At 46.0% G+C, this 23,332-nt stretch carries 18 protein-coding genes; 15 read left to right on the plus strand and 3 right to left on the minus strand.

Annotation, left to right across the window (positions count from 1 at the left end):
* The first annotated feature begins 322 nt into the window (after positions 1–322).
* The 5 genes from ACN0T0_RS18355 (at position 323) to ACN0T0_RS18375 (ending at position 6,349) form a co-directional block, all read left to right on the plus strand.
* Positions 323–1,462 (plus strand): extracellular solute-binding protein, encoded by a 1,140-nt coding sequence (locus ACN0T0_RS18355; RefSeq protein WP_417228188.1) that lies wholly within the window; start codon positions 323–325, stop codon positions 1,460–1,462.
* Between the two features lie 382 nt (positions 1,463–1,844).
* Positions 1,845–2,930 (plus strand): ABC transporter ATP-binding protein, encoded by a 1,086-nt coding sequence (locus ACN0T0_RS18360; RefSeq protein WP_417228189.1) that lies wholly within the window; start codon positions 1,845–1,847, stop codon positions 2,928–2,930.
* On the plus strand, positions 2,923–3,936 hold the full coding sequence (locus tag ACN0T0_RS18365; protein ID WP_417228190.1) for an ABC transporter permease: 1,014 nt from the start codon (positions 2,923–2,925) through the stop codon (positions 3,934–3,936). Before ACN0T0_RS18360 ends, ACN0T0_RS18365 begins: the two co-directional genes overlap by 8 nt.
* Positions 3,933–4,823 (plus strand): ABC transporter permease, encoded by an 891-nt coding sequence (locus tag ACN0T0_RS18370; RefSeq protein WP_417228191.1) that lies wholly within the window; start codon positions 3,933–3,935, stop codon positions 4,821–4,823. The genes ACN0T0_RS18365 and ACN0T0_RS18370 overlap by 4 nt, the downstream gene beginning before the upstream one ends.
* Positions 4,824–5,062: 239 nt before the next feature.
* On the plus strand, positions 5,063–6,349 hold the full coding sequence (locus ACN0T0_RS18375) for an NAD(P)/FAD-dependent oxidoreductase (RefSeq protein ID WP_417228192.1): 1,287 nt from the start codon (positions 5,063–5,065) through the stop codon (positions 6,347–6,349).
* A 112-nt stretch (positions 6,350–6,461) separates the two neighbouring features.
* On the opposite strand, the gene ACN0T0_RS18380 is transcribed toward ACN0T0_RS18375, so the two are convergent.
* Positions 6,462–7,862, minus strand: coding sequence for a hypothetical protein (locus tag ACN0T0_RS18380; protein ID WP_417228193.1), 1,401 nt, complete (start codon positions 7,860–7,862; stop codon positions 6,462–6,464).
* 198 nt (positions 7,863–8,060) lie between these two features.
* Complete coding sequence (locus tag ACN0T0_RS18385; RefSeq protein ID WP_417228194.1) at positions 8,061–9,626, minus strand: class I adenylate-forming enzyme family protein; 1,566 nt, start codon at positions 9,624–9,626, stop codon at positions 8,061–8,063.
* 509 nt (positions 9,627–10,135) lie between these two features.
* On the opposite strand from ACN0T0_RS18385, the gene ACN0T0_RS18390 reads away from it, so the two are divergent.
* Positions 10,136–10,921 (plus strand): IclR family transcriptional regulator, encoded by a 786-nt coding sequence (locus ACN0T0_RS18390; RefSeq protein WP_417228195.1) that lies wholly within the window; start codon positions 10,136–10,138, stop codon positions 10,919–10,921.
* A gap of 307 nt (positions 10,922–11,228) precedes the next feature.
* Here ACN0T0_RS18390 and ACN0T0_RS18395 read toward each other — a convergent pair whose 3' ends face one another.
* A complete protein-coding gene (locus tag ACN0T0_RS18395; RefSeq protein WP_417228196.1) occupies positions 11,229–12,137 on the minus strand; it encodes a helix-turn-helix transcriptional regulator in 909 nt (302 codons plus the stop codon).
* Between the two features lie 129 nt (positions 12,138–12,266).
* Here ACN0T0_RS18395 and ACN0T0_RS18400 point away from each other — a divergent pair, with 129 nt between their 5' ends.
* The 9 genes from ACN0T0_RS18400 (at position 12,267) to ACN0T0_RS18440 (ending at position 23,276) form a co-directional block, all read left to right on the plus strand.
* Positions 12,267–12,776 (plus strand): PaaI family thioesterase, encoded by a 510-nt coding sequence (locus ACN0T0_RS18400; RefSeq protein WP_417228197.1) that lies wholly within the window; start codon positions 12,267–12,269, stop codon positions 12,774–12,776.
* A gap of 723 nt (positions 12,777–13,499) precedes the next feature.
* The gene (locus ACN0T0_RS18405; RefSeq protein ID WP_417228198.1) at positions 13,500–14,702 is read left to right on the plus strand and encodes a 3-oxoadipyl-CoA thiolase; all 1,203 of its coding nucleotides are present in this window, start codon (positions 13,500–13,502) and stop codon (positions 14,700–14,702) included.
* 27 nt (positions 14,703–14,729) lie between these two features.
* A complete protein-coding gene (locus ACN0T0_RS18410) occupies positions 14,730–16,832 on the plus strand; it encodes a 3-hydroxyacyl-CoA dehydrogenase NAD-binding domain-containing protein (protein ID WP_417228199.1) in 2,103 nt (700 codons plus the stop codon).
* A gap of 94 nt (positions 16,833–16,926) precedes the next feature.
* Complete coding sequence (locus ACN0T0_RS18415) at positions 16,927–17,922, plus strand: NAD(P)H-dependent flavin oxidoreductase (protein ID WP_417228200.1); 996 nt, start codon at positions 16,927–16,929, stop codon at positions 17,920–17,922.
* 51 nt (positions 17,923–17,973) lie between these two features.
* On the plus strand, positions 17,974–18,729 hold the full coding sequence (locus ACN0T0_RS18420) for an enoyl-CoA hydratase-related protein (RefSeq protein ID WP_417228201.1): 756 nt from the start codon (positions 17,974–17,976) through the stop codon (positions 18,727–18,729).
* Positions 18,730–19,221: 492 nt separating this feature from the next.
* Complete coding sequence (locus tag ACN0T0_RS18425) at positions 19,222–20,418, plus strand: acyl-CoA dehydrogenase family protein (protein ID WP_417228202.1); 1,197 nt, start codon at positions 19,222–19,224, stop codon at positions 20,416–20,418.
* 10 nt (positions 20,419–20,428) lie between these two features.
* Positions 20,429–21,568 carry an acyl-CoA dehydrogenase family protein gene (locus ACN0T0_RS18430; protein ID WP_417228203.1) on the plus strand — a complete coding sequence of 380 codons (1,140 nt, stop codon included), beginning with the start codon at positions 20,429–20,431 and terminating at the stop codon, positions 21,566–21,568.
* A 30-nt stretch (positions 21,569–21,598) separates the two neighbouring features.
* Positions 21,599–22,348, plus strand: a complete 750-nt coding sequence (locus ACN0T0_RS18435; protein ID WP_417228204.1) for an electron transfer flavoprotein subunit beta/FixA family protein — start codon at positions 21,599–21,601, stop codon at positions 22,346–22,348.
* 1 nt (position 22,349) lies between these two features.
* Positions 22,350–23,276 (plus strand): electron transfer flavoprotein subunit alpha/FixB family protein, encoded by a 927-nt coding sequence (locus ACN0T0_RS18440; RefSeq protein ID WP_417228205.1) that lies wholly within the window; start codon positions 22,350–22,352, stop codon positions 23,274–23,276.
* Positions 23,277–23,332: the final 56 nt, after the last annotated feature.

The raw sequence follows: 23,332 nt of genomic DNA on the forward strand, positions 1-23,332 counted from the left end.
TTAAGTTCAGCAAAGTCTAAGAGACAAGTGGTATGTGTTTTATAGCCATTTGAATCAATCTTATAAGTCCGATTTTAACTGGCCTGCTTTCCTCTCTGTTTTAGTTACGATCAATAGCAGTAAACATAATGGACTTATTAAAGTGATTTAAATGGACCTTAAATAAGTCCAAAAGAGCGATTAGCTTTAAGTGAAGCTGTTTTGCAGTGGTGAATAATTAAGCCTTCAAATTTAGAGGCGTTCTCGATGGGTGTTATTTCACCTGTTATTGGGAAGCTCTTTATGCCGATGTGATTAAACCTAGTCTTTTGGAGAAAACGTTATGGCTAAAAATCAAAAATTAAATGTAGCTCGACGGTCCTTTATTAAGAAAAGTGCAGCAATGGGCGTGGCCGCCTCTGTTGCACCTTGGATTATAAGTCGGGATGCTTTGGCTTCGTCCGGTGAATTGAAAATTATGAACTGGGCGGGTTATCTTCCCGATGAAGTAAAAGAGCAGTTTGAAAAAGATACCGGAATACAGGTTAAATTCACTCAGTTTGGTTCTAATCAAGAACTGATCAATAAAATGAAAGCGACCCGGGGACGGGGTTTCGATATTGTCGGGCCGACCTCCAATATGATGCCGCAATGGCGTGATCTTGAGTTGTTAAAGCCTTGGGATATGAGCCGGATACCAACTGACAAAATTCTTGCTCCGATGTTAAGAACATCGATGGAGCACGGCGGTTGGAATGATGAATACCATCATCTGCCATATCTTTGGGGCACCGAAGCGCTTGCCTGGAATACTGAGAAGTTGAGTCGGGAATATAAAGACCTTAGCTATGGCGATCTATTCTCGCCGGAGGTAAAAGGTTTTGTTATGGGACGCCCACATTCAATGATGCTGGGCGTCGGTTTATATTTGGACTCGACAGGCGTCTTACCATCTAACCGGATGCTGGATGCTTATAAAGATGAAGAAAACATGCGGCGTATATGGGGAGAAATCACTAAATACTGTATCGAGCGTAAAGAGTGGGTTAAACAGTTCTGGGCCGATGCTGATGCGCAAAAAAATGGTTTTACACAGAATGATGTGATGATTGCGCAAACGTGGGATGGACCTGCGATGCAGCTTAAGAGTCAAGGTAAGCCGATCCAGTATATGGCACCCCAGGAAGGGGCACTTACTTGGCTAGATGGGCTAGCAATGCCTGTAGGCGTTCGTAACACCGATGCTGTTTATGCGTTTATTGAATATCTATATTCAGCAGAAGTTGGCGGGCTATTAGCGAATACTACGGGTTATAACAGCTGTGCTGCCGGGGGAGATCAGTTTGTTACTGATGAGGCTAAGAAAAATTTCCTTGAAGCATATCCGGAAGATGCGTTAGAGCGTTTATGGTGGTGGCCAGCTGAGCCTTCTTGGTACGCAGGTATCCGGGCTCAATACCGGGATAAGTTTGTAGCAGCCTGATTTTATCTGTTGTTATGAGGCGGCGGAGCTTTTTCGCTGCTATATCGGTTGGGGGTTAATGTTTCTGGGTTCGCTGTTTTATCGTACATATTACGTATCTAGATAGGCTTATCTATGTGATTACATTTGCTTGGATTAATGTTTATTTTAGATTCAGTGTATCAAGTTTTTATTGTTTCAGGATATTACCGTCTTAGTCCATCTTGGAATATCTACCTTTATAAAAGGTAGCCTCCATTTATCTGTTTATCATGGCCCTGAATAGGGCCGATATTAACCAGTTGCCCATTTGTAAAGTGCGGTAATCATACATATTTATTTCTATTTCTTTGTGTAGTTGGTTCTGCGCGTAAATTTGGCAAGTTAGTGAGAGAATTATCCCATGAGTTCTAATGTTGAATTGGAAAACCTGAATATTCGTTTTGGTGATTTTCACGCGGTTAAAAATATAAATCTCAATATTAGTGATGGTGAGTTTTTTAGTTTTTTAGGGCCCTCAGGCTGCGGAAAAACGACCATTTTAAGAGCTGTTTCCGGGTTTAATGATCCTTCTGATGGGCAGATCCGGATTGGTGGAGAGGATATGCTGGGGTATGGCCCGAATGAGCGACCTACAGCACTAGTCTTTCAAAATTTAGCGTTGTTTCCTTTGATGAGTGTTGCTGAAAATATTAGTTTTAGCCTAAAGGTGCGAGGTGTAGGTAAAGCGCAAAGGCGTAAAAAAGCAGATGAGTTGCTTGATATGATCGCGTTATCTGGCCAAGGAGACAAGTTGCCTAGTGAGCTCTCCGGTGGACAACGTCAGCGAGTCGCTATTGCCCGTGCTTTAGCGGTTGAGCCTAAAGTTTTATTACTTGATGAGCCTTTGTCAGCACTAGATCTTAAACTCCGTGAGCATATGCGGGTTGAGTTACGGCGTATTCAACAAAAAGTTGGCATCACTTTTATCTATATTACCCATGATCAGGGTGAAGCACTGACGATGTCGGATCGAATTGCTGTGATGAGCCATGGCGTTATGCAGCAAGTGGGGACTGCACAAGAAATTTATGATAATCCGGCCACTCCGTTTGTTGCTTCGTTCGTCGGTGAAAATAATTCTATTTACGGTACCGTTACCCGCGTAGAAGACGGGTATGCCCAGATAGAAACTTGCTTTGGCGAGTTGAGCGGACGGAATGAACAGAATCTAGTGGTGGGGGATTTCGCAACACTGTTTATACGGCCACAAAACCTCAGTTTGATGTCCGGTCAGCCGTTTGAAAATATCATTCAGACGCGGGTTAATGATCAGGTATTCGAGGGTGAGTTTGAACATCTTCACCTTGCGGGTGATCGCCGCAACTTGGTAGTCTCATTGGTTAACGATGGGAATATTCCGGCCTTCGAGAAAGGCGCGCTGATTAGTGTCGGGTTTAAGCCTGAGTGTGCCGTCGTATTGCCTGCGGGGGATATGGCCTATGAATAATTATCTATTACCGCTGGCGTCGTTAATCGGTGCAGCCCTTGTTGTCGCTTTACTGGTTGTTTACCAACGCAGTTCATTATCGGCAAGCACTGGTTTTGGGCGTTTTCTACGCCGAAATGGGATTGTCGTTTCGTGTTACCTCATTCTAAGTTTGATCGGCTGGCTGTTTTTCATGATCATTCTTCCTCAACTTTATATGGTTGATTTCTCTTTCAGTCAAAACTTACCCCCGAGCAAAATAGGCGGGCCTGAGGATGTCTATACCACACAAAATTATGAATACCTGCTATTTGGTCCGGAGGGTGGAGAGGAAAGTTTCAACTGGCTCCATTTGAAAATTTTCTTACGTACGATTATTGCGGCAGTGGTCGTGACTATTATTGATTTGGCAATTTGTTATCCCGTTGCTTACTACATGGCGCAAGTTGCCAGCTCCGGCAGGTTACGTCTGTTGGCGCTTTGTTTATTGTTACCTTTCTGGGTGAATGAAATTCTGCGGGCGTTTGCCTTTAGAATTTTATTTGGTAGCGGTGGTGTGATGAATTCGGTATTGATGTGGTTGGGTTTGACTGACCAGCCCGTTGACTTCATTCGTGCTGATGTTGCGCTATATTCCGGCTTGTCCTATGCCTATCTTCTACTGATGATTTTCCCTTTATATAACGCCATCGAAAGCTTGGATCATAATCAGATTGAGGCTGCAAAGGATTTGGGTTGTTCCTGGTGGCGAGTTCATTTTGAGGTTGTCATGCCTTTTGCTAAACCAGGAATTGCTTCTGGCTCGACGATGGTATTCATGCTTTCCTGTGGAGCTTTAGCTGCGCCGCAGATTCTTGGAGGCCCAAGTAGTCTTTGGTTTACGCAGATAATCTACCAGTGGTTTAACACCGGGGGGAATTGGCCACAAGGAGCCGCTTATGCCTTTGTGTTGCTACTGGTTTGTATCATTTTTGTAATGGCCGTGATGAAGCTCTTCAAAGTGAGCTTTGGGGAGATTGTAAAATGACTAGCGTTACACAAATTACACAGCCCCGCAGTAAAGCTAAAGTGGGGTTTCAGCTGAAGTCGACACATATTCGACAGTTTATGATGGCTTTTTATCTGTTGTTGTTTTTCGCTTACTTGTTTGGCCCATTATTGATGATGAGTGCCACGGCGTTTAACGATAATGCCTATCCACAGGTAACGCCGTGGGGAGGATTTACATTAAAGTGGTTTGAGGAGCTGCTAAATGATGGGTTTATGATAGAGGGCTTTATCAATAGTTTGATCATTGGTGTTGGTGTTATCTGTATGTCGATACCTTTTGGCTTGGCGGGTGCGTTGATGTTAAACCAAGTACATCACCGTGTACGGGGCATTTATTATGTAATCGTGTTGTCGCCGATCTTAACACCCGGCCTGATCATTGGTATTTCGACGTTAGTGTTCTGGGATTGGATGGGAATGATGCTGGATGCTGACTTTGAAAGCCCTTTTTACAACGGTATCTGGTTAACTATTCTGGGGCAGGCTACTTTTATCAGCTCTTACACAATGTTGATATTTCTGGCTAGATTACAGCGTTTTGATACTACTCTTGAAGAAGCCGCCCTGGATTTAGGGGCAACGAGAAATCAGGTGTTTTGGCAGATACTTGTTCCATACCTTAAACCTGCGCTGATCTCTGCTGCGGTATTGGCTTTTCTAACGTCGTTCGAAAACTACAATACCACCGTGTTTACTATTCAGGCTGAAAGTACCTTAACAACGGTGCTAGCGGCAAAAGTGCGGTTAGGTATTACGCCGGCGGTTAGTGCCTTGGCGGTGTTGATCATTGGTTTGACATTGATCGGCGCTACAGTGCATGAAGTGCTTCGGCGTCGTGAAAAAAATATGGTGAATGTTGCTTAGCTTCAAAAATTACTTATTTAATCAGTATGTGCTTATGGCTATTTATATCGGAGATTAAATGATGCTGTTTGGTTATTTAATGATGATTGATAGCTATGAGCCATTTTCAAACTAACTTATTGTCAATGATGTTTTGGTTTGAATATTAAGTTGCGTTATTTGTCTGTCTAGGGTTTTCAGTTTGTTCAGATTAAGGTTTTAGTTAGAGCCTTAATCTGAACTAATTTGAAGGGTCGATTATGAAAAACATTGTCATTGTAGGAGGGGGCGCTGGTGGACTAGAGTTGGCAACTCGCCTGGGTCATAAATACGGTAAAAACAAGCAAGCTAATATTATTTTGATAGATCGGAACAGAACACATATCTGGAAACCGCTACTGCATGAGGTTGCGACGGGCTCACTTGATATTAACACTGATGGTGTCGTGTATCGTGCACATTCTCACTCGCACTATTACCAATTCCAAATCGGAACCATGATCGACTTAGATTCTCAGAATAAACGGATAACATTGGCAGCGTTGTTTGATGATGAGGGCAAGGAAGTTTTGCCGGAAAGGACTCAGTCATTTGATACTCTTGTGCTGGCTGTGGGGAGTGTTAGCAATGATTTCGGTACTCCGGGTGTTTCTGAAAATTGCTTTTTTCTCGATTCGAACCAGCAAGCTGAACGTTTTCATCAAGCACTCATAAACCAATTTATGCGTATTAACCAGCAATCTTCTAAGAGTGAGCTACGACTGGCGATTGTGGGAGGAGGGGCCACGGGCGTTGAGTTGGCCGCTGAGCTTTATCATGTTGCTAGTTTGCTCAATATTTACGGGATGCCGGATATGTCAGCAAAGCGGCTTAAAATTGATCTGATCGAAGGTGGACCTCGCATATTGCAGGCTTTGCCAGAGCGTATTGCTGTTAAGGCTAAGCAAGAGCTAGCTAAATTGGGCGTGAGTATTCATGAAAATGTACGAGTAACTCAGGTCGATAAGAAAGCAGTGGTGGCTGATGATTTGCGTATAGGCGCCGATCTGATTGTATGGGCCGCCGGTGTTAAAGCGCCAAACTTTATTCAAGAGATAGACATTTTTGAAACGAATATAAGTGGCCAGATTGTTGTCAAACCGACGTTACAGAGCACCATTGATGATAGTATTTATGTCATTGGTGATTGTTGTGCATGTCAGCAAAAAAATGGATCTTGGGTGCCTCCTCGGGCACAGTCTGCGCACCAGATGGCAGGTTTAGTGTATAGAAATATTATCCAAAATAGACAGGGAGAACCGTTGAGCGAGTACGTTTATAAAGACCACGGATCACTGGTTAATCTGAGTAAATATAGTACGGTGGGTAGCTTGATGGGTAATTTATCGAAAGGCTCCATGTTTATTGAAGGGCGAATTGCAAGGTTCGTTTATATATCACTCTATCGTATGCATCAGGTGGCCATCCATGGTTTGCTTAAAGCTTCGACAGTCATGTTGGCTCAAAAAATTGGTAGCGCCGTAAAACCGAAAATAAAACTTCATTAAGCATTGAAAGTAGCCTTTTTTTAAAAGGCGCACCTTGCCTAGTATTTCCGCAACTAATGCAATTGAAGAGACTCGATTCGGTTGTTCAATGATCATCAACCTAGCAGAAAACCTACAGGCTGAATAAAGTCGAATTCAAAACGCTAAGCCAAACACTTAATCCAATAATACTCAGGAGAGTGTATAGAACATTCCAGCGGTAGGTGATTATCCTCGGCAGGCAGCCCGTTATTTTACTGATCAGTAGTGTCGGGATAGCAACCGGAGATGAGTTCATGGCAAGGCACCATCCTGACATTAATCCAATCGCCAGTAATTCTGGGGATAGCTCAAACGATTCGGCAGGGGTTAGTACTGACGCGATGATCGTTACCGTGACGATGGGGTTCAGACCGATATGTGACAAGAGTGTTATCAAGACACACGCCGTAATGGCTAATGGTGTGCCTGTAATGTGCAGCACTTCGACCAATTGCACTAGCGTGTCGTGAGGGAGAGTGTCGGCAATGATGATGCCAAAGAAGCAGGCGCCCGTCATTATGCTTATCTCTGAGCGCAGTCCTGTTATCTCATGTGGTAGCTCGAGTTTGATCTGTTGATAGGTGTGTTTATATGTCTTGCCTTCTCGATAGTGTCTTAAGTAAATCCATAAGATGCCAAAAACCGGGCTTAAGATAATAATTGCCAGTGATAGGTTTGCCGGTGTGAAACGTTCGATCAGCGCCGCTAGTGAGAAAATCGAGAGGATGAGTGCTAAAAATTTCCATGCAGGCAGCCAGCTGAGAGTCGAGTCTTTGTATTGTGCTTCGATGGGGGCAGGGTGTGGATTTTGAACGTAATCAAGAATCCAGCCGAGCAAGATCAGCATGGCTGCCGTGGCGATGCCAATAGGCAATAATTTCAGCCAGTTTAAATCAGGAATAGCGGCTAGCATTAACGTCATGGTAATGGAGAACGGAGACGCTAGAGGGAGAACAGCAAAACCTCTGAGAAGGGCAAGGCTCATTCGCTGGCGTCGTTTCTCTTGTATCCGGATGAGGTTACCGGCCGATTCCAGCGTGTTGCCTTTAGCGATCATCTGTCCAAGAAGATGAATGACACCAAAATTGAGGACAATACCAAAGATATAACTAGCATATGAAATGATACCATAGCGCAGAGCGGGTGGTTGATTGACAACCAGTTCACCGCAGCGGCTCACCATCATTGAGTGCTTAGCCGCAAGGCGTAAAAAAGTGAGAGCAACTAAAAAGGTAGCGAAATAGCAGGCTCGAGATAGTGCTGTTGCTGCGGTATTGAGAGGATCTTGAGTTAAGCTAAGCAGCAGGGTTGAAGATGCGGCAGCACCTAACAGAATCCGAGCCGTGGTATTCATCTGTGGCCATTGCATCGCGAAAAAGGCGATGGTCGCAATGGCAGCGCAAAGCATATAGAAGGTGTCACCAAGCAATTGATAGCAAACCGTTGCCGCCATCGTGAGTATCAGACAGAGTGCTGACAGGCTATTAATCATTGGCTCTATCCCTCCAGGCGGGCTAGTTATTTTAATACTGGGCTGCATCCAGTGTGTGGTTGCCGTTCGCAAAGCCACACATCGAAATAGATGTTGAGCAACATTATCTTAAGATGATGGGAGACGTTTTCTCTGAGCCCTGACGGATAGGTAGGGCTGACGTGGTTAACGTCAGCGAGTATCAATGGCTAGAGTCTTTCATGCCACAGCTTGAGTTTTTAGCTTGCTTTTCAGTATTTTACCGGTTGCCGTTGCCGGCAGTTCCTGCATGATGGTGATTTGAGAGGGGCATTTATAGGGGGATAAAAGTTGTCGACAGTGCTGCTTGAGCATTTCGGCGGTGAGGTTGCCTTCTGCGGAAGGCTGAACGAATGCCAGAACCGTTTCATCCCCTTGAACCTGTTTACCAATAACCGCAGACTGGACGACCAAAGGGTGTGTATTGAGGGCCGCTTCAACTTCGGCTGGGTATACATTGAAGCCTGATTTTACGATCATCTCTTTGGTGCGGCCAATAATATAAACATTATCTAATTCATCGGCCTGTGCGAGGTCTTTGGTGTTGAGCCATCCGTCACTGTTAATAATTTCTGCTGTCTGTTCCGGCTTACGAAAATAACCCTTCATTACGTTTGGCCCTCTGATCCAAAGTTCACCCACTTCTCCTTTGGCGACATCAGTACCATCCTTAGCCACAAGGCGAATTTCAACCCCGGGGATTGGCCGGCCGGTGGCACAGCTTTCTAATGGCTCATCAATTCTGGTTTGAGTAATGGTGGGGCTTGTTTCGGTCATGCCATAGCCGTTGTTCAGTGGTATTTTGAAAAACTCTTCGGTGAGTTTTTTCGTTTCAGGGTCAAGCGGTGCACCACCGCAAGAAATATAACGAAGGTGTAAATCATCGGCACTCATTCCCTTGGTGTTCTTTAGGTAATCGACCAACGCACAGAACATTGGGGGAACTCCCTGTAATACGGTAATGTGCTGTTCTAATAATGCTTTGATACATAAGGTGGTGTCGAAGCGAGGCGCTAAGTAAAGGCAGCCGCCAACAAACAGTGTACCTAAGCACGTTGACGCGAGACCAAAGACATGGGAAATAGGCAGTACGGCATAGACTCGGTCTGATTGAGACAGATCTCGCAGCTCTCCGGAGATGGTTGCCACAAACGCAATGTTCTGATGAGTGAGCATAACGCCTTTCGGTTGCCCTGTGGTGCCCGAGGTATAGATCATGGCGAAGACTTGATCTTTTCCGCTTTCTGAAACGGGTTCAGGGATTGCTTCAAGGGAGCCACTGTAAGCGATCTCACCTAGAAAGGGATGCTGTTGAAAGGTGGCGTTTTGTCCCTGTGCATGTGATTTAGCTTCGCTTGAACACTCCGCGGTGTAGACGATATGGCGAGGCTCGCAATCGAGTTTTATGCCTTCTATTTCGTGCTTAGATAGGCGAGCGTTGATGATCGCAATCCAAGCATCCATTTCACTCGCGGCCATGATAAATGCAATGAGGGCGCAGGAGTTTTCACCAATGATCATAACCCGGTCACCCGGGCGTACTTGATGTTGTTCAAGGTGTAATCGAGCGGCATCAATCGCTTGCCCTAGTTGAGCAAAAGTCCAGCTGCGTGAACGTTCATTGAGAGCGAATGCGTCTGGGGTTTTCTTGATCCATTGTTTGATTTTATGGCTGACTCTAGCGGGAAGAGAGTTTGTTATCTCGTTGGCTGGTTTACCCATGAATATGTCATCACCATGTATCATTGTTCTTATTTCCTGTGGCCATTATTCGTCAATAGCAAAATTTACTCGTCTACCATCAGCATCCGATAGAGACGATATGAATGGTTTGTTAAGCTATATCAAATGAATCTCAGGGTCAATATGCATAATTAAATTCCGCTATGCGAAATTAATGTTGATTTTTTGTTAGTAAAAGGTTTTATTGTTCTCTGTGATGACGGCGATGTTTCCTAGCCTAAGACTATCTGACATTTCGATAGGTCGCTTGGATGCCTAGGGGTTAATAGGGTGTGTTTGAAGGAAAGCCTCAGGCCTGCAGAAAGGCGGATAAGCGTCTATTTCTGCTGTTTTTTTGCAAGTAGAGGCGTTATTTCGACAACAGAGCTTTTTAAGGATGCGTAAGCACGCTTAGAACCTACCTATTCATCATGAATGGAACTATAATTCACTAATCACGGGATCTGTGGGCTTAAATGGAATTCACTGTTTAAATAATTTTAATTTAGAGATTTTTAAGGTGTACGAACAATATGATGGACTTTCCCAGAGAAAAAGAAGAAGTCAAAAATCGGAAGTTTGTCGAGGCGTTAGCCAGAGGCTTGGATATCCTTCGAGCGTTTAGTTATGGCGGCGGTGTACTCGGTAATCAGGAAATTGCAGCGATTACAGGCTTACCGAAACCGACAGTATCCCGAATGACATATACCCTTATGGAGTTAGGCTACCTTAGCTATTCACCTCGGTTGGAAAAGTATCAACTGGATGCGGGTGTTTTAGCGCTCGGATATGCCTACACGTCCAATTTAAAAGTGAGACAAGTTGTTAAGCCATTGATGGATGATCTCGCTCATCGCACAAAGGTGTCGGTTGGGTTGGTTGCTCGGGAGAGGCTTTCAATGATTTATGTTGAAAACTGTCGCGGCGATAACTCGCAATCTTTGCGTATGGAAGTTGGTTCTCGTCTACCGATGGAAACCTCTTCTGCAGGTCGGGCATATCTAGCCTCTTTAAATGCAGATGAGCGGGAAGTTTTCCTTAACATGCTGGAAAATAAAAGCGGTGATAAGTGGCCAGCAATAGCCGCGGGTATAGAAGACGCTGTTACCTGCTATGAAGAAAATGGTTACTGCCTTTCATTGGGGGACTGGGACAAAATGGTTAACGCCGTGGCAGTGCCTTTCCGTCTTCAAGATGGCAAAACAATGTGCTTGAGCGTCGGTGGACCGAGCTATCTGGTGACTGCTGAGATGGTTACAGATTTATTTGCTCCGCAGTTAATTCATGTTGTCCGCGATATTGTAAACATGGGTGTTTAAGCACTTAACCGTGAGATTGCTTAATCGCATTATTGTTACTTTGAGAAGAGGTATTGTTTAAAAACCTGCCGATTCGTTGAAAGCACTTTAGCGTTATTCATCACGACATTGACCTTCATATCTGTGCAGGCGTTAATCCTGACAACCAGGTTGCTATTGAATTTTTGCTTTAAAGATAAGTGTCTATAAGGAATGTTAAGACGTTATTAGAGGCAACCTAGGTCTCCCCTCTGAAGTACTGTACTTGCCTGATGGCTTAGCGGAGATAGGGCGCCACTATTTTGCCGCTTTATGCTGTGCAGCGGTGTTATGCTGTTGAGTTACTGCTGAGTACTTCCTTTGTAACCGATGTGTTGTCGATATGTTTTAGGTAATCGACAAGAGGGTCTGCTGCTGAACTTTCGGTCATCGTTCTCAATGAATCTAAAAACAAATGGAACACCTCTACCTGAGAGCTAACGTCTAGTTTGGTATAAAGGTTTTTGCGGTGATGCTTAACCGTTTCAGGTTTGATATTTAGTTTTGTGGCTGTTGATGTAATGTTGTGGCCGCGGAGCATCATTTCTAATGTTTCACATTCGCGTCGTGTCAGCAGCGAATGTCCAAAGTTCCTTAATGCACTATCCAAATGAGGGCTGAGCAACGGTTGTTTTTCGCTCTGCTGGAATGCTTGATACCACTTCAATGATATTTCTCGCACAATCGAGAATACACTGCGACAAAATTCGCGCTCTGCTGTTGTAAAGCTTGAGCCACCCTTAGTGCGTTTTACGGAAATTTGAATACTGGTGCTTTTCTCTGTCGGAATTAGCATGCAGATCTCATCTGTCAGGTTAAACCGGCGGCCATAACGATAGTGATTAGACTTGCTCTGCCTGTGCTCGCGCGAAACGACTTCTGACAAGGTATATACCCCTTCTGCCGAGCCATTCATGGCGAGTCGGTAAAAGGGGCTATGGTGATCTGTATTGTTAATATAATACTGATGACTATGTTGAGTGCTGTCGCTGTCAGGGTCTTGACTGCAGATATGCCTTGGTCGTGCATCTTTGTGAAAGATTGTAATACTGCTGTTGCCACCGTTAATAATGGAACGAATAGTATCGACCAAATAGCCGACCGATTGCGTATTAATCCCCTGTTTAACAATGCTTGCTATTGCGTTGTGCCACTGTTCGAGGGATGGGTCCGTTTCTCTGAGTACTTGAGGCAGCATATCTTAATCCTGTAAAAGCAAGTGGTTAGGGTTCTGGCAGTGCGGTTAATCGTCCGTTTTAATGGAGAAGCTTAGTTAGAGTATATTGCTTTATAAATGAATTTCAATTCCGCTTGATGAAATGCTATTATGTTTTTTTTGTATAAAAATGGTGTTATTGAAATGCGTAACAATTTAAGAGAAGTAAGCTCTGGAGCGGAACAAGAGGTCGTGAAAGTTGATATTGACAATTTTCCAGCTTCTCTTGGGTACCAGGTAGTGGAAAGAAATGAAGATTCTGCCGTGCTTGAACTTAAGCTAAAACCTCAACATCTTAATCGCGCAGGGATTATGCATGGAGGTGTTATTTCCTCTTTGCTAGATGTTGTTTGTGCGGAAGCGGGGTTGTTTTGTCCTGACCCCGAGCGTATTCGCATGGCCATTACTCTATCTTTAACAATTACCTTTACAGGGCAATGCGGCGAAGGTGTGGTGCGAGCGGTTGGTAAGAAAAGGGCGGGTGGACGACGCATATTCAACAGTAGCGGTGAGCTTTTCGATCAGCACGGTAAGTTGCTGGCTATAGCAGAAGGGACTTTCAGACTTAGATCGGGTTCTGATTCGGCAGAGGGTGTTCTGCTCAGCGAATTGAATAACTAAAAAAGATGAGTCGTGATCGTTCTATCATCAACGATCAGCTGTTTGTTGTTAGCCTCAGCCAGTTTTACTGCTGAGGCTTAATTTGTTAAGGGTGATATTTTAAACACTATATTCATGATATTTAAGGTGTTTTTTATTTAATACGAAAAGTCTTCGTTTCTAACTATCGATTTTCAAGCCTCAGATTTTGTTATTGTCTTCTCTATCATTGTTGTTATAGGCGTGCTCTTTCACTGGCTCGTTGCACAATCGTTGTTCCCCTTGGCGCGTATTATCGCTAGGTGGGGTTGCGGTGCTCTTTTCTCCCTATGAGCGTTGGCTAATGGCACCTACTTTGCGGATTAGTCCGTGGTAGTGGTCAACTTTAGATAGCCTCACAACGTTTTTTATCAGGGCGGGGTTTTTGATCCTAGCGTCTAGGACTAGGCCTCTTTCAGGTGTGTAAGGTTTCGTCTTTCATAAGAGTTCTTTGCCTATTTGTTGCGGTAGAGGCAGCGGCTTGCATCGTTAATGAATCACTTTTCTATTTCTGGCTGTCACTGTTTTCGCTGATTTCACGGGCGATTCTAGCTACCTTTTTTTTCATAATCCTCTTTACAGCTCTTCAACGTTTTAAGACACCTAATCATAAATTTCAAACTCGGGTTGCAAGTGATATTAAAAAATATTAAAGTGAAAGTATATTTCGCAGAGCAAAACTTAAAGTTATTTTTGGAGTTTAATATGTCTGGTGCTTTTATTTATGATGGTGGTCGTAGCGCATTTGGTCGTTATGGTGGTGTACTTTCACCTTTGCGTCCGGATGATTTGCTGGCTCAGGTGATTAAGACGTTGGTTGATCGCAACGATTTCGATTTTGGTCTTTATGAAGATGTGATCGCAGGTAGCACCAACCAAGCGGGTGAAGATAGCCGTAATATTGCCCGTTTTGCTGGCTTGCTGGCTGGCTTGCCGATTGAAACCGGTGGTTTGACGGTGAACCGCTTATGCGGCTCTAGCCTAGCTGCGACCTTAGATGCTGCCCGTGGGGTACGCTGTGGCGAAGGTGAGTTGTTTGTTGCCTGTGGTGTTGAATCGATGAGCCGTGCGCCATTGGTTTTATCAAAGTCAGCGAGTTCATTTGATCGTGGTCAAGTATTGGCCGACACCACAATGGGGGCTCGCTTTACGAATCCTCGCATTATCAGTCAGTTTGGTGGCCACTCAATGCCTGAGACTGCAGATAACATTGCTGCCGATTTAGGTATCTCTCGTGAAGAGAGTGATCAGTTTGCGGCTGTTTCGCAGGTCAAGTATGAAGCTGCTCGCACAGCCGGCTATTTCACCGATGAGATTATTCCTGTTGATGTTCCTCAAGGCCGTAAAAAGCCAGCGTTAGTTGTTGATGCGGATGAACATCCTCGCCCGAGCACTGATATGGATGTACTGCAAAAACTACGCCCACTGTTTGAAGGTGGTGTGGTGACGGCTGGTAATGCCTCGGGTATCAATGATGGTGCTTCAGCGCTGCTTATTGGTAATGAAAGCGTCGGCGAAAAAGCGGGTATTAAGCCTCGTGGACGTATTTTAGCCGGTGCCATCGCCGGTGTTGACCCCCGTGTTATGGGGTTGGGTCCTGTCCCCGCTTCACAAAAAGCGCTGGCTCGCGCAGGTCTAACGTTAGCGGATATGGATGTCTTGGAATTTAACGAGGCGTTTGCTGTTCAGGCGTTGGGTTGCATGAAATTGCTTGAAGTAGATTTCAATGATTCTCGTGTTAACCAAAATGGTGGCGCTATCGCCATCGGTCATCCATTGGGTGCTAGTGGGGCGCGAATTGTATTAACAGCATTACGTCAACTTGAACGTACCGGTGGCCGTTACGCCCTCGCGACCATGTGTATAGGTATTGGTCAGGGTATTGCTGTTGTTATTGAGCGTGTTTAATTCGAGTCACGAGTGAGGATTACTTGTATGTCAGTTGTTGAATATGAACTTCATGGTGATATCGGTGTTATCACTATCAATTACCCACCGGTTAATGCCCTGTCGCAGCCGATGCGCGAAGGGGTTAAGGGGGCTGTTGAAGCGGCACAGAGTGATGCATCTAAAGCATTGGTGCTTATCTGCGCGGGTCGCACCTTTATTGCTGGGGCGGATATTACCGAGTTTGGTAAGCCCCCAATCGCGCCGTCGCTGCCTGAATTATTGAGCACCATTGAGAATTCGACAAAACCGATCGTCGCGGCTATTCATGGAACGGCACTCGGTGGTGGTTTTGAAACAGCCCTAACTTGTCATTATCGTTGTGCCTTGTCTTCGGCGAAGATTGGTTTGCCAGAAGTAAAGCTTGGTTTACTCCCGGGCGCGGGTGGTACACAACGTATTCCGCGTCTGATTGGTCCTCAAGCGGCGCTGGATCTCATGCTGTCTGGTAACCCTATTTCTGCGGCTAAGGCTGAAGGTTTAGGATTGATCGATAAAGTGGTTGAGGGTGATTTATTAGCCGGCGCACTCGACTATGCTAACACGTTATTAGCCGTGAATGCTGAGTTGAAGCGTGTACGTGATATCGTCATTGATCCGTCCACCGTGAGTGAAGGGCTTTTTGACCAATACCGGGCGAATTTATCTAAGCGTGCCCGTGGCCAAATGGCGCCTCAGCATATTGTTTCCTGCGTTGAAGCCGCGGTGAGTCTGCCCTTTGATGAGGGTCTACAACGCGAAAGAGAAGCGTTCCTTGAACTAAGAGATTCATCTCAGTCAGCTTCTATGCGGCACCTGTTCTTTGCTGAGAGGCAGTCCGCTAAAGTGAAAGGCTTAGCTAAGGATATGCCAATTCGAGAGATTAAATCTGTTGGTATTATCGGCGGTGGCACGATGGGTGGCGGGATCGCCATGAACTTTGTCAATGTTGGCATTCCGGTAACCTTGATAGAGATTAATGATGAAGCGCTACAGCGTGGCATGGATATCATTAGTAAGAACTACGCAGCGACCGTCAAGAAAGGTCGGTTGTCTGAAGCCGAGTCTACTAAGCGACAGAGTTTGGTCACCGGTTCCACCTCTTATGATGATTTAACCGATGTGGATATGGTTATTGAAGCTGTGTTTGAAAACATTGAAATCAAGAAAGAGGTTTTCGCTAAGCTTGATTCGGTCTGTAAGCCGGGGGCTATTTTAGCGTCCAATACGTCTTACCAGAACGTGGATGAAATCGCCGCAGCAACTTCGCGCCCTGAAGATGTTATTGGTTTGCACTTCTTTAGCCCTGCAAACGTGATGAAGCTGCTGGAGATTGTGCGAGGTGAGAAAACCAATGATGACGTGCTAGCGACATCGATGGCTGTAGCCCAAAAAATCAAAAAAGTACCTGTGTTATCCCGTGTCTGTTATGGCTTTATCGGCAACCGAATGTATCGCCAGTATTTGCGAGAAGCGCAGCTGTGTCTGATTGAAGGTTCGACGCCCGAAAAAATAGACCAGGTGATGACGAATTGGGGCATGGCGATGGGGCCTTTGTCAGTCGGCGATTTGGCCGGTATCGATATCGGTTATAAGGCGCGTCAGGCGTTAACCGATGAAGAGAAGGGCGACCCTAAGAGTTACTGTATTGCCGATAGGCTGGCAGAGATGGGACGTGTCGGCCAGAAAGTTGGGGCAGGCTACTATCTGTATGACCCAGTGACCCGTGCGCGCAGTTCGGACCCTGAAGTTTTACAAGTGATTGAGGAGGAAGCGCAAAAGCAAGGCATCACTCGTCGCGATGTAACTGATGAGGAAGTCGTTAACCGCTTAATCTTCGCCATGATCAATGAAGGGTTCAAGATCCTAGAGGAAGGCGTCGCGCAGCGGCCTAGTGATATTGATGTTGTGTTTGCCTTTGGCTATGGCTTCCCTGTGTATCGAGGTGGACCTATGTTCTTTGCCGATACCGTTGGCTTAGAGACTGTTTATAAAACTCTTTGCGAATATCGTGAGTTGCACGGTGAGCAGAATTGGGCTCCCTCAGCATTGCTTGAGACGTTGGTGAAAGAGGGTAAAACTCTCTCTCAGTGGGCTTCAGAACAGCATTGATAACACCAAAATAATAATTGTTTGTATCAGTAGGGTCTGTCTCGGCTTAGCGGCCGGGCAGCTTAAACCCTGCTTTTGGATGGGGAGAAAGATAATGTCTAGTGTCGAATCCGGCCGAGATTTTAAAGCACTTTTTGGCACTCGGTTGCCGATCGTTGCTGGTGGTTTAATGTGGCTGGCCAACGCAGAGTATGTGGCTGCGGCGGCTAACGCTGGAATTCTTGGATTTATCGTGGCGGCCATGTTTCCTGAGGAAGATGATCTGCGCGCGGAGATTCGAAAGTGTCGTGAACTGTGCGGTGATGCTCCTTTTGGTGTTAATGTTTCGATGCTGCCTAAGCTGGTGCCGGGTGAAAAAACCGAAGAGGTTTTTCAAATCATCATTGATGAAGGCATTAAAGTTGTAGAGACATCGGGACGCAATCCTGAAGCTTATTTGCCGATGCTAAAAGCGGCAGGGGTGAAGGTGTTACATAAAGTGCCGGCGGTTAAGTATGCGCTCAAAGCGCAGGCTATCGGTGTCGATGCTGTTTCGATCGTTGGTGCTGAGTGTGGTGGGCATCCTGGGATGGAAATGATAGGCAGTTTCGTTAATTCGGCGATGGCTTTAGAGAAGCTTGAGATTCCCTACCTGATTGGCGGCGGCGTCGGTCATGGCTCACAAATCGCTGCGGCGATGATGATGGGGGCTTCAGGGGTTGTGATGGGCACGAAGCTGCTGGTTGCCGAGGAAATTTGGGCACATGATGACTTTAAGCGTCATTTGATCAACGCGTCGGAGTCAGATACGACCCTGATTATGTCGAGTATTCGTAACACGGTTCGCGCGCTTAAGAATGATACAACTGCGCTAGTGCAAGCAAAAGAAGCTGAATTAGAGCACGTCACTATTCAAGACTTACTGCCGCTCATTTCTGGAAAAATAGGCCGCGAAGCTTATGTGACCGGTGACTGTAGCCGTGGTGTGTTGTCTGCGGGGCACGCACTTGCGTTTGTAAAACAGATTGAGCCGATGGCCGATATTATTGCCACTCTCGAGAGTCAGGCTAATGAAGCATTACAGCGAATGAGTTCTGTCTCTAAATTGTAAGTGAGAGGCGGGTGAGAACCAGCTTAAGTTTTTTCAATTGAGTGAAAAACAATGTCTAATTCAGAATTTATTGATGTTACATGCGAACAGGGTGTCATGCAGATTGGTCTTAATCGACCGGATAAGAAAAACGCGCTTAATCGTGCGATGTATGATGCGATTCGTTCGGCATTTTTAATAGCCGAACAGGACCAGCAAATTAAGTCTGTTTTATTGTACGGCACGGCGGATGCCTTCACGGCGGGTAATGATCTCGCTGATTTTAATGATCGAGATCCAAGTAAACCCTCTCCGGCAGCGGTCATGTTAGAAGTCATACATGATTTCAGTAAACCGGTCGTGGCCGCTGTTGCAGGTTTGGCAGTGGGTATTGGTGCGACCATTTTACTTCATTGTGATTTGGTTTATGCCGCTCCCGAGACTCGCTTTCGCTTACCGTTTGTTGCGCTGGGTGTTTGTCCTGAAGCGGGCTCCAGTTTAATGGTGCCCGCATTGGCAGGACATCGTTTAGCGGCAGAGTTATTGATGTTAGGCGACTTTTTCACCTCTCAAACGGCACTTGATGCAGGTTTCGTGACACGCATTGTGGCGGATCAAGATATCAAGGCATTCGGTTTTGATAAAGCTGAGCAACTGGCGCAACAGCCTGTTGAGGCGCTATCGATTACTAAGCGGTTACTCAAGCAGGGTCAGCATCAAGTACTGAAAGAGCGAATGACAGAAGAGTTTATGTTGTTTAATCAGATGCTGCAGTCCGATGAATCTATCGCTGTGCGTCAAAAGCTGAGTGCTAAACTGAAGAAATGATAGGTTGTGACAACCTTGGTCCAGGCCGTTGAGTGCTAACACGAAGCGGCAGGCCAAGCATGCCTCTACGGCTGGTAGCCCATTTTCTGCTTATTGGGTTCGATCATTAAGGTAACTGGCCAGTTTGCTCGCGTTGAGTATCTGAGGCGAGATCGATTAGCCCTCGCTAGTCATCATCGATAGCGCTGTATGTTACATATTCGTTATTGCCTGCTTTACCTCTCTCTATTGTCTATATCACTGTCGTTCTGTCCGTCACTATATTCATGATTAGCCCCACCTGCGTTGATTACCTCCCTATTATTGCCCTAATTGAGCCATTTTCACGGTTGCTTTCGTGATTATCTGGGCTGCTTTAAGAGATTAAATACACTTGTTTATCGTGAACTGCAGTTTCGCTATGCGAAAATAAAAGTCATAATTCGTTGTCTGTTGTGATTTATATTGGTACTATATTTTGTAATGAAGCTATTTCTAGGCTGGAGTGAAGAGATGAATGTAGATTTTACAAACGAAGAACTCGCCTTTCGTGAAGAGGTGCGGGAATTTTTTAAACATAAGTTTCCTGCTGCGGTAAAGGATAAGCAGGAAAAGGGTATCTACCTCACCAAAAACGATCATATCGTTTGGCAGAAAGCTTTATATGATCAAGGCTGGGCGGGTATCAACTGGCCAGTAGAGCACGGTGGTACGGGTTGGTCAGCGACGCAGAAGTATATTTTTGCAACGGAAGCCGCCGAAGCAAAATCACCTCGCATTATTCCGTTTGGTTTGGCGATGGTGGCACCGGTTATCTACACCTATGGTTCTGAAGAGCAAAAGGCGCGTTTTTTACCTGATATTCTGGCGACCAATGTTTGGTGGTGTCAGGGGTATTCTGAGCCGAATGCTGGCTCCGATCTGGCTTCAGTGAAGACTAAAGCCGTTCGTGATGGTGATAGCTACGTTGTTAGTGGTACTAAAACATGGACAACATTAGGTCAGCATGCGGACTGGATTTTCTGCTTGGTTCGTACCGACGATAGTGGCCGCAAGCAACAAGGCATTAGTTTTCTCCTGATTGATATGAAGACGCCTGGTGTAAGTGTGACGCCGATCATCACTATCGATGGCACCCATGAAGTCAATGAAGTGCATTTTGATGATGTACGTGTGCCTGCCAATAACTTAATTGGTGAAGAAGGTAAGGGTTGGACCTATGCCAAGGTTCTGCTGACCCATGAGCGGACAGGTATTGCCCGTGTTGCTGAGTCTAAGGCACGACTTAATTCGATTAAGAAAATGATTGATGAAGCAGCGGCAAGGGGTGAAGACCTCAAATCTAATGCTGTCTTTATGGCTCGGTTACTCGAGATCGAAGTTGAACTTAAGGCGCTAGAGTATACCGAGCTGCGGGTATTATCGTCTGTTTCAACGGGTAAAGCACCGGGGCCTGAGTCGTCAATTTTGAAGATCAAAGGCTCAGAAATGATCCAGATGTTGGATGAGCTGGTACTTGAAATCGCCGGTATTTACGCCTTGCCATTTGTCCCTGAACAGTACACTGAAGGCTTCGATGGCGAGTCAATCGGACCACTGTTTGCCGCTAAAGCCGCACCGACTTATTACAACGATCGTAAAGTCAGTATCTACGGCGGAACTAATGAAATTCAGAAGAACATCATCGCCAAGCAAGTGCTAGGGCTATAGGAGAATAGTGATGGATTTTTCACTGAACGATATTCAGCAAATGATGCAGGATAGCGCAGCAAAATTTATTCAAAATGACTATGACTTTGAAACCCGTCGGGGGTTATCTAACAGTTCAGCGGGATACAGTGAGGATAACTGGAAGTTATTTGCTGAACTCGGATGGTTAGCGCTACCGATCAAAGAAGCCTATGGCGGTTTGGATGGTGATTTGGTCGACACGATGGTGTTGCAGCAAGAGTTTGGTAAGGGCCTATTGGTCGAACCTTATTACGCGACCGTTTTGCTAGGCGCGAACCTGATTCAGAAGCAAGCGAGCGATGCTCAGAAACTGGAACTACTTGAGCAGGTTGTTGCCGGCGAACTGAAACTGGCCTTGGCCCATAGTGAGGCTCAAGCCTCTTTTGATGTGTCTCAAACGAAAACTCGTGCTGAGAAGCAGGGTGACCAGTATGTACTAAATGGCCATAAAGCGGTGGTACTCGGTGCTGAATCAGCAGATTACTTATTAGTGCCAGCCCGCACCTCGGGTGTCATGGGTGACGCTGAAGGCATCACTCTATTTTTGATCGACCCTAAGTCAGCCGGCGTGCAGTTGCGTGGATATGCCACGAATGATGGGCTTCGTGCCGCTGATGTTGGTCTGACTGATGTAACCGTATCCGCGTCATCTATTTTGGGCCAGGCCGATTCGGCAGCGCCAGCCATTGAGTTGGTACTGAACGAAGCGATTGTCGCATTAGGCGCTGAAGCGGTCGGCATCATGGAGAAACTGCTAGCTGCGACGTCCGAATATATCAAGACTCGGCAGCAGTTTGACCAGCCGATCAGTCGTTTTCAGGTATTGCAGCACCGTTTAGCCGATATGTTTATGGAAACCGAGCAAGCGAAGTCGATGGTGTATTTTGCCGCGATGGAAGTGGCTAAAGGTGGTCCAGAAGCGAGCCGCGTGGCATCGATGTTGAAAGTTAAGATTGGCAGTGCCGGACGTTTAGTTGGCCAGCAAGCGGTGCAGCTTCACGGTGGTATGGGCATTACTGATGAGCTAGATGTAGGGCACTTTTTCAAGCGTCTAACCTGTATTAATAATCAGTTGGGTTCGCGTGATTACCATTTGCAATCATTAGTTAATAAAGCCGCTGCCGGCTGAGTTGCCAACCGATAATAGTAAGGTAGAGCTATGAAAGTATTAGTGGCCGTTAAGCGAGTGATTGATTACAACATCAAGGTCCGCGTTAAAAGTGATCAATCCGGTGTTGATCTTGCCAATGTAAAAATGGCGATGAACCCCTTCTGTGAAATAGCGGTAGAGGAAGCCGTTCGCCTGAAAGAGAAGGGGGTTGCTGATGAGGTAATCGTCGTTTCTATTGGGCCGAAGGTGGCTCAGGAGCAAATTCGCACGGCGATGGCTTTAGGGGCTGATCGCGGTATTTTAGTGGAAACCGATGAGCCGTTAGAGTCTCTGGCCATTGCTAAGTTGTTAGCCAAGGTGGTCGAGGTTGAGCAGCCAGATTTAGTTATTTTAGGCAAGCAGTCGATCGATGCCGATAATAATCAGACAGGGCAAATGCTCGGGGCGCTGGCCGGCATGTCTCAAGGAACCTTTGCCTCAGAGATCAATGTGGGTGAAAACTGCGTTGAAGTGACGCGCGAAATCGATGGCGGTCTACAAACACTGTCGCTGAATTTGCCCGCGATTATCACCACGGATCTGCGGTTAAATGAACCTCGCTATGCGTCTTTGCCCAATATCATGAAAGCTAAACGCAAGCCTCTGGATGTTAAAACGCCAGCTGACTTCGGCGTTAATGTCATATCGGGACTTAAAACCTTACTCGTTGAATCCCCACAAGAGCGAAGTGCCGGCGTGCTCGTCGGTAGTGTGAGTGAGTTGGTTGAAAAGCTAAAAAATGAAGCAAAGGTTATCTGATATGAGCATTCTGGTTATTGCTGAACACGATAATGGGTCCTTAAAGGATGAAACCCTTAACACGGTGACCGCCGCTGTCCAGATTGGTGGCAACGTTGATTTATTAATTGCGGGTGAGAACTGCAACGCAGTTGCAGAACAAGCCGCCAAGATTAGCGGTGTGAACCGCGTACTGGTCGCAGATCATGCGGTCTACGCTCATCAGTTAGCGGAAAATATCAGTCTGTTAGTGACTGAGTTGGCGGCAGATTACAGTCATGTGCTAGCACCAGCGACCACCAATGGTAAGAACTTTATGCCGAGGGTTGCAGCGACCTTAGATGTATCGCAGATCTCTGAGATCACAGCGGTTGTCAGTGCCGATACGTTTAAGCGGCCTATCTATGCGGGTAATGCCATCGCGACCGTGCAATCTACGGATAAGGTTAAGGTGATTACGGTGCGGGCAACGGGGTTTGATGCCGCTGCGTGTGATGGTAGTGCAACGATTAAATCGCTGGATAAGGTTACGGATGCAGGCTTGTCTTCTTTTGTTAAAGAGGAGCTGGCGCAATCGGATCGACCTGGACTGACCAGTGCCAAGGTCATTATTTCGGGTGGTCGAGGCATGGGTAATAGTAGCAACTTCAGCCTATTAGAGCAGGTCGCGGATAAGCTGGGTGCTGCGGTAGGCGCCTCTCGTGCCGCAGTGGATGCCGGTTATGCACCCAACGATATGCAAGTAGGGCAGACGGGTAAAATTGTTGCCCCGGATCTTTATATTGCTGTCGGTATTTCAGGTGCGATCCAGCATTTAGCGGGTATGAAAGACTCTAAAGTCATTGTTGCTATTAATAAAGATGAAGAAGCACCTATCTTTCAAGTGGCCGACTTTGGCTTGGTCGATGACCTGTTTGATGCAGTGCCTGAATTAGCGAACAGCCTCTGAGTTGTATGATCTCATAGCGTTTTCCCTGGTAGACCAGCACCTTTTCAACGGTGCTG

The organism is Amphritea sp., assembly GCF_048266285.1.
Lineage (GTDB): Bacteria > Pseudomonadota > Gammaproteobacteria > Pseudomonadales > Balneatricaceae > Amphritea.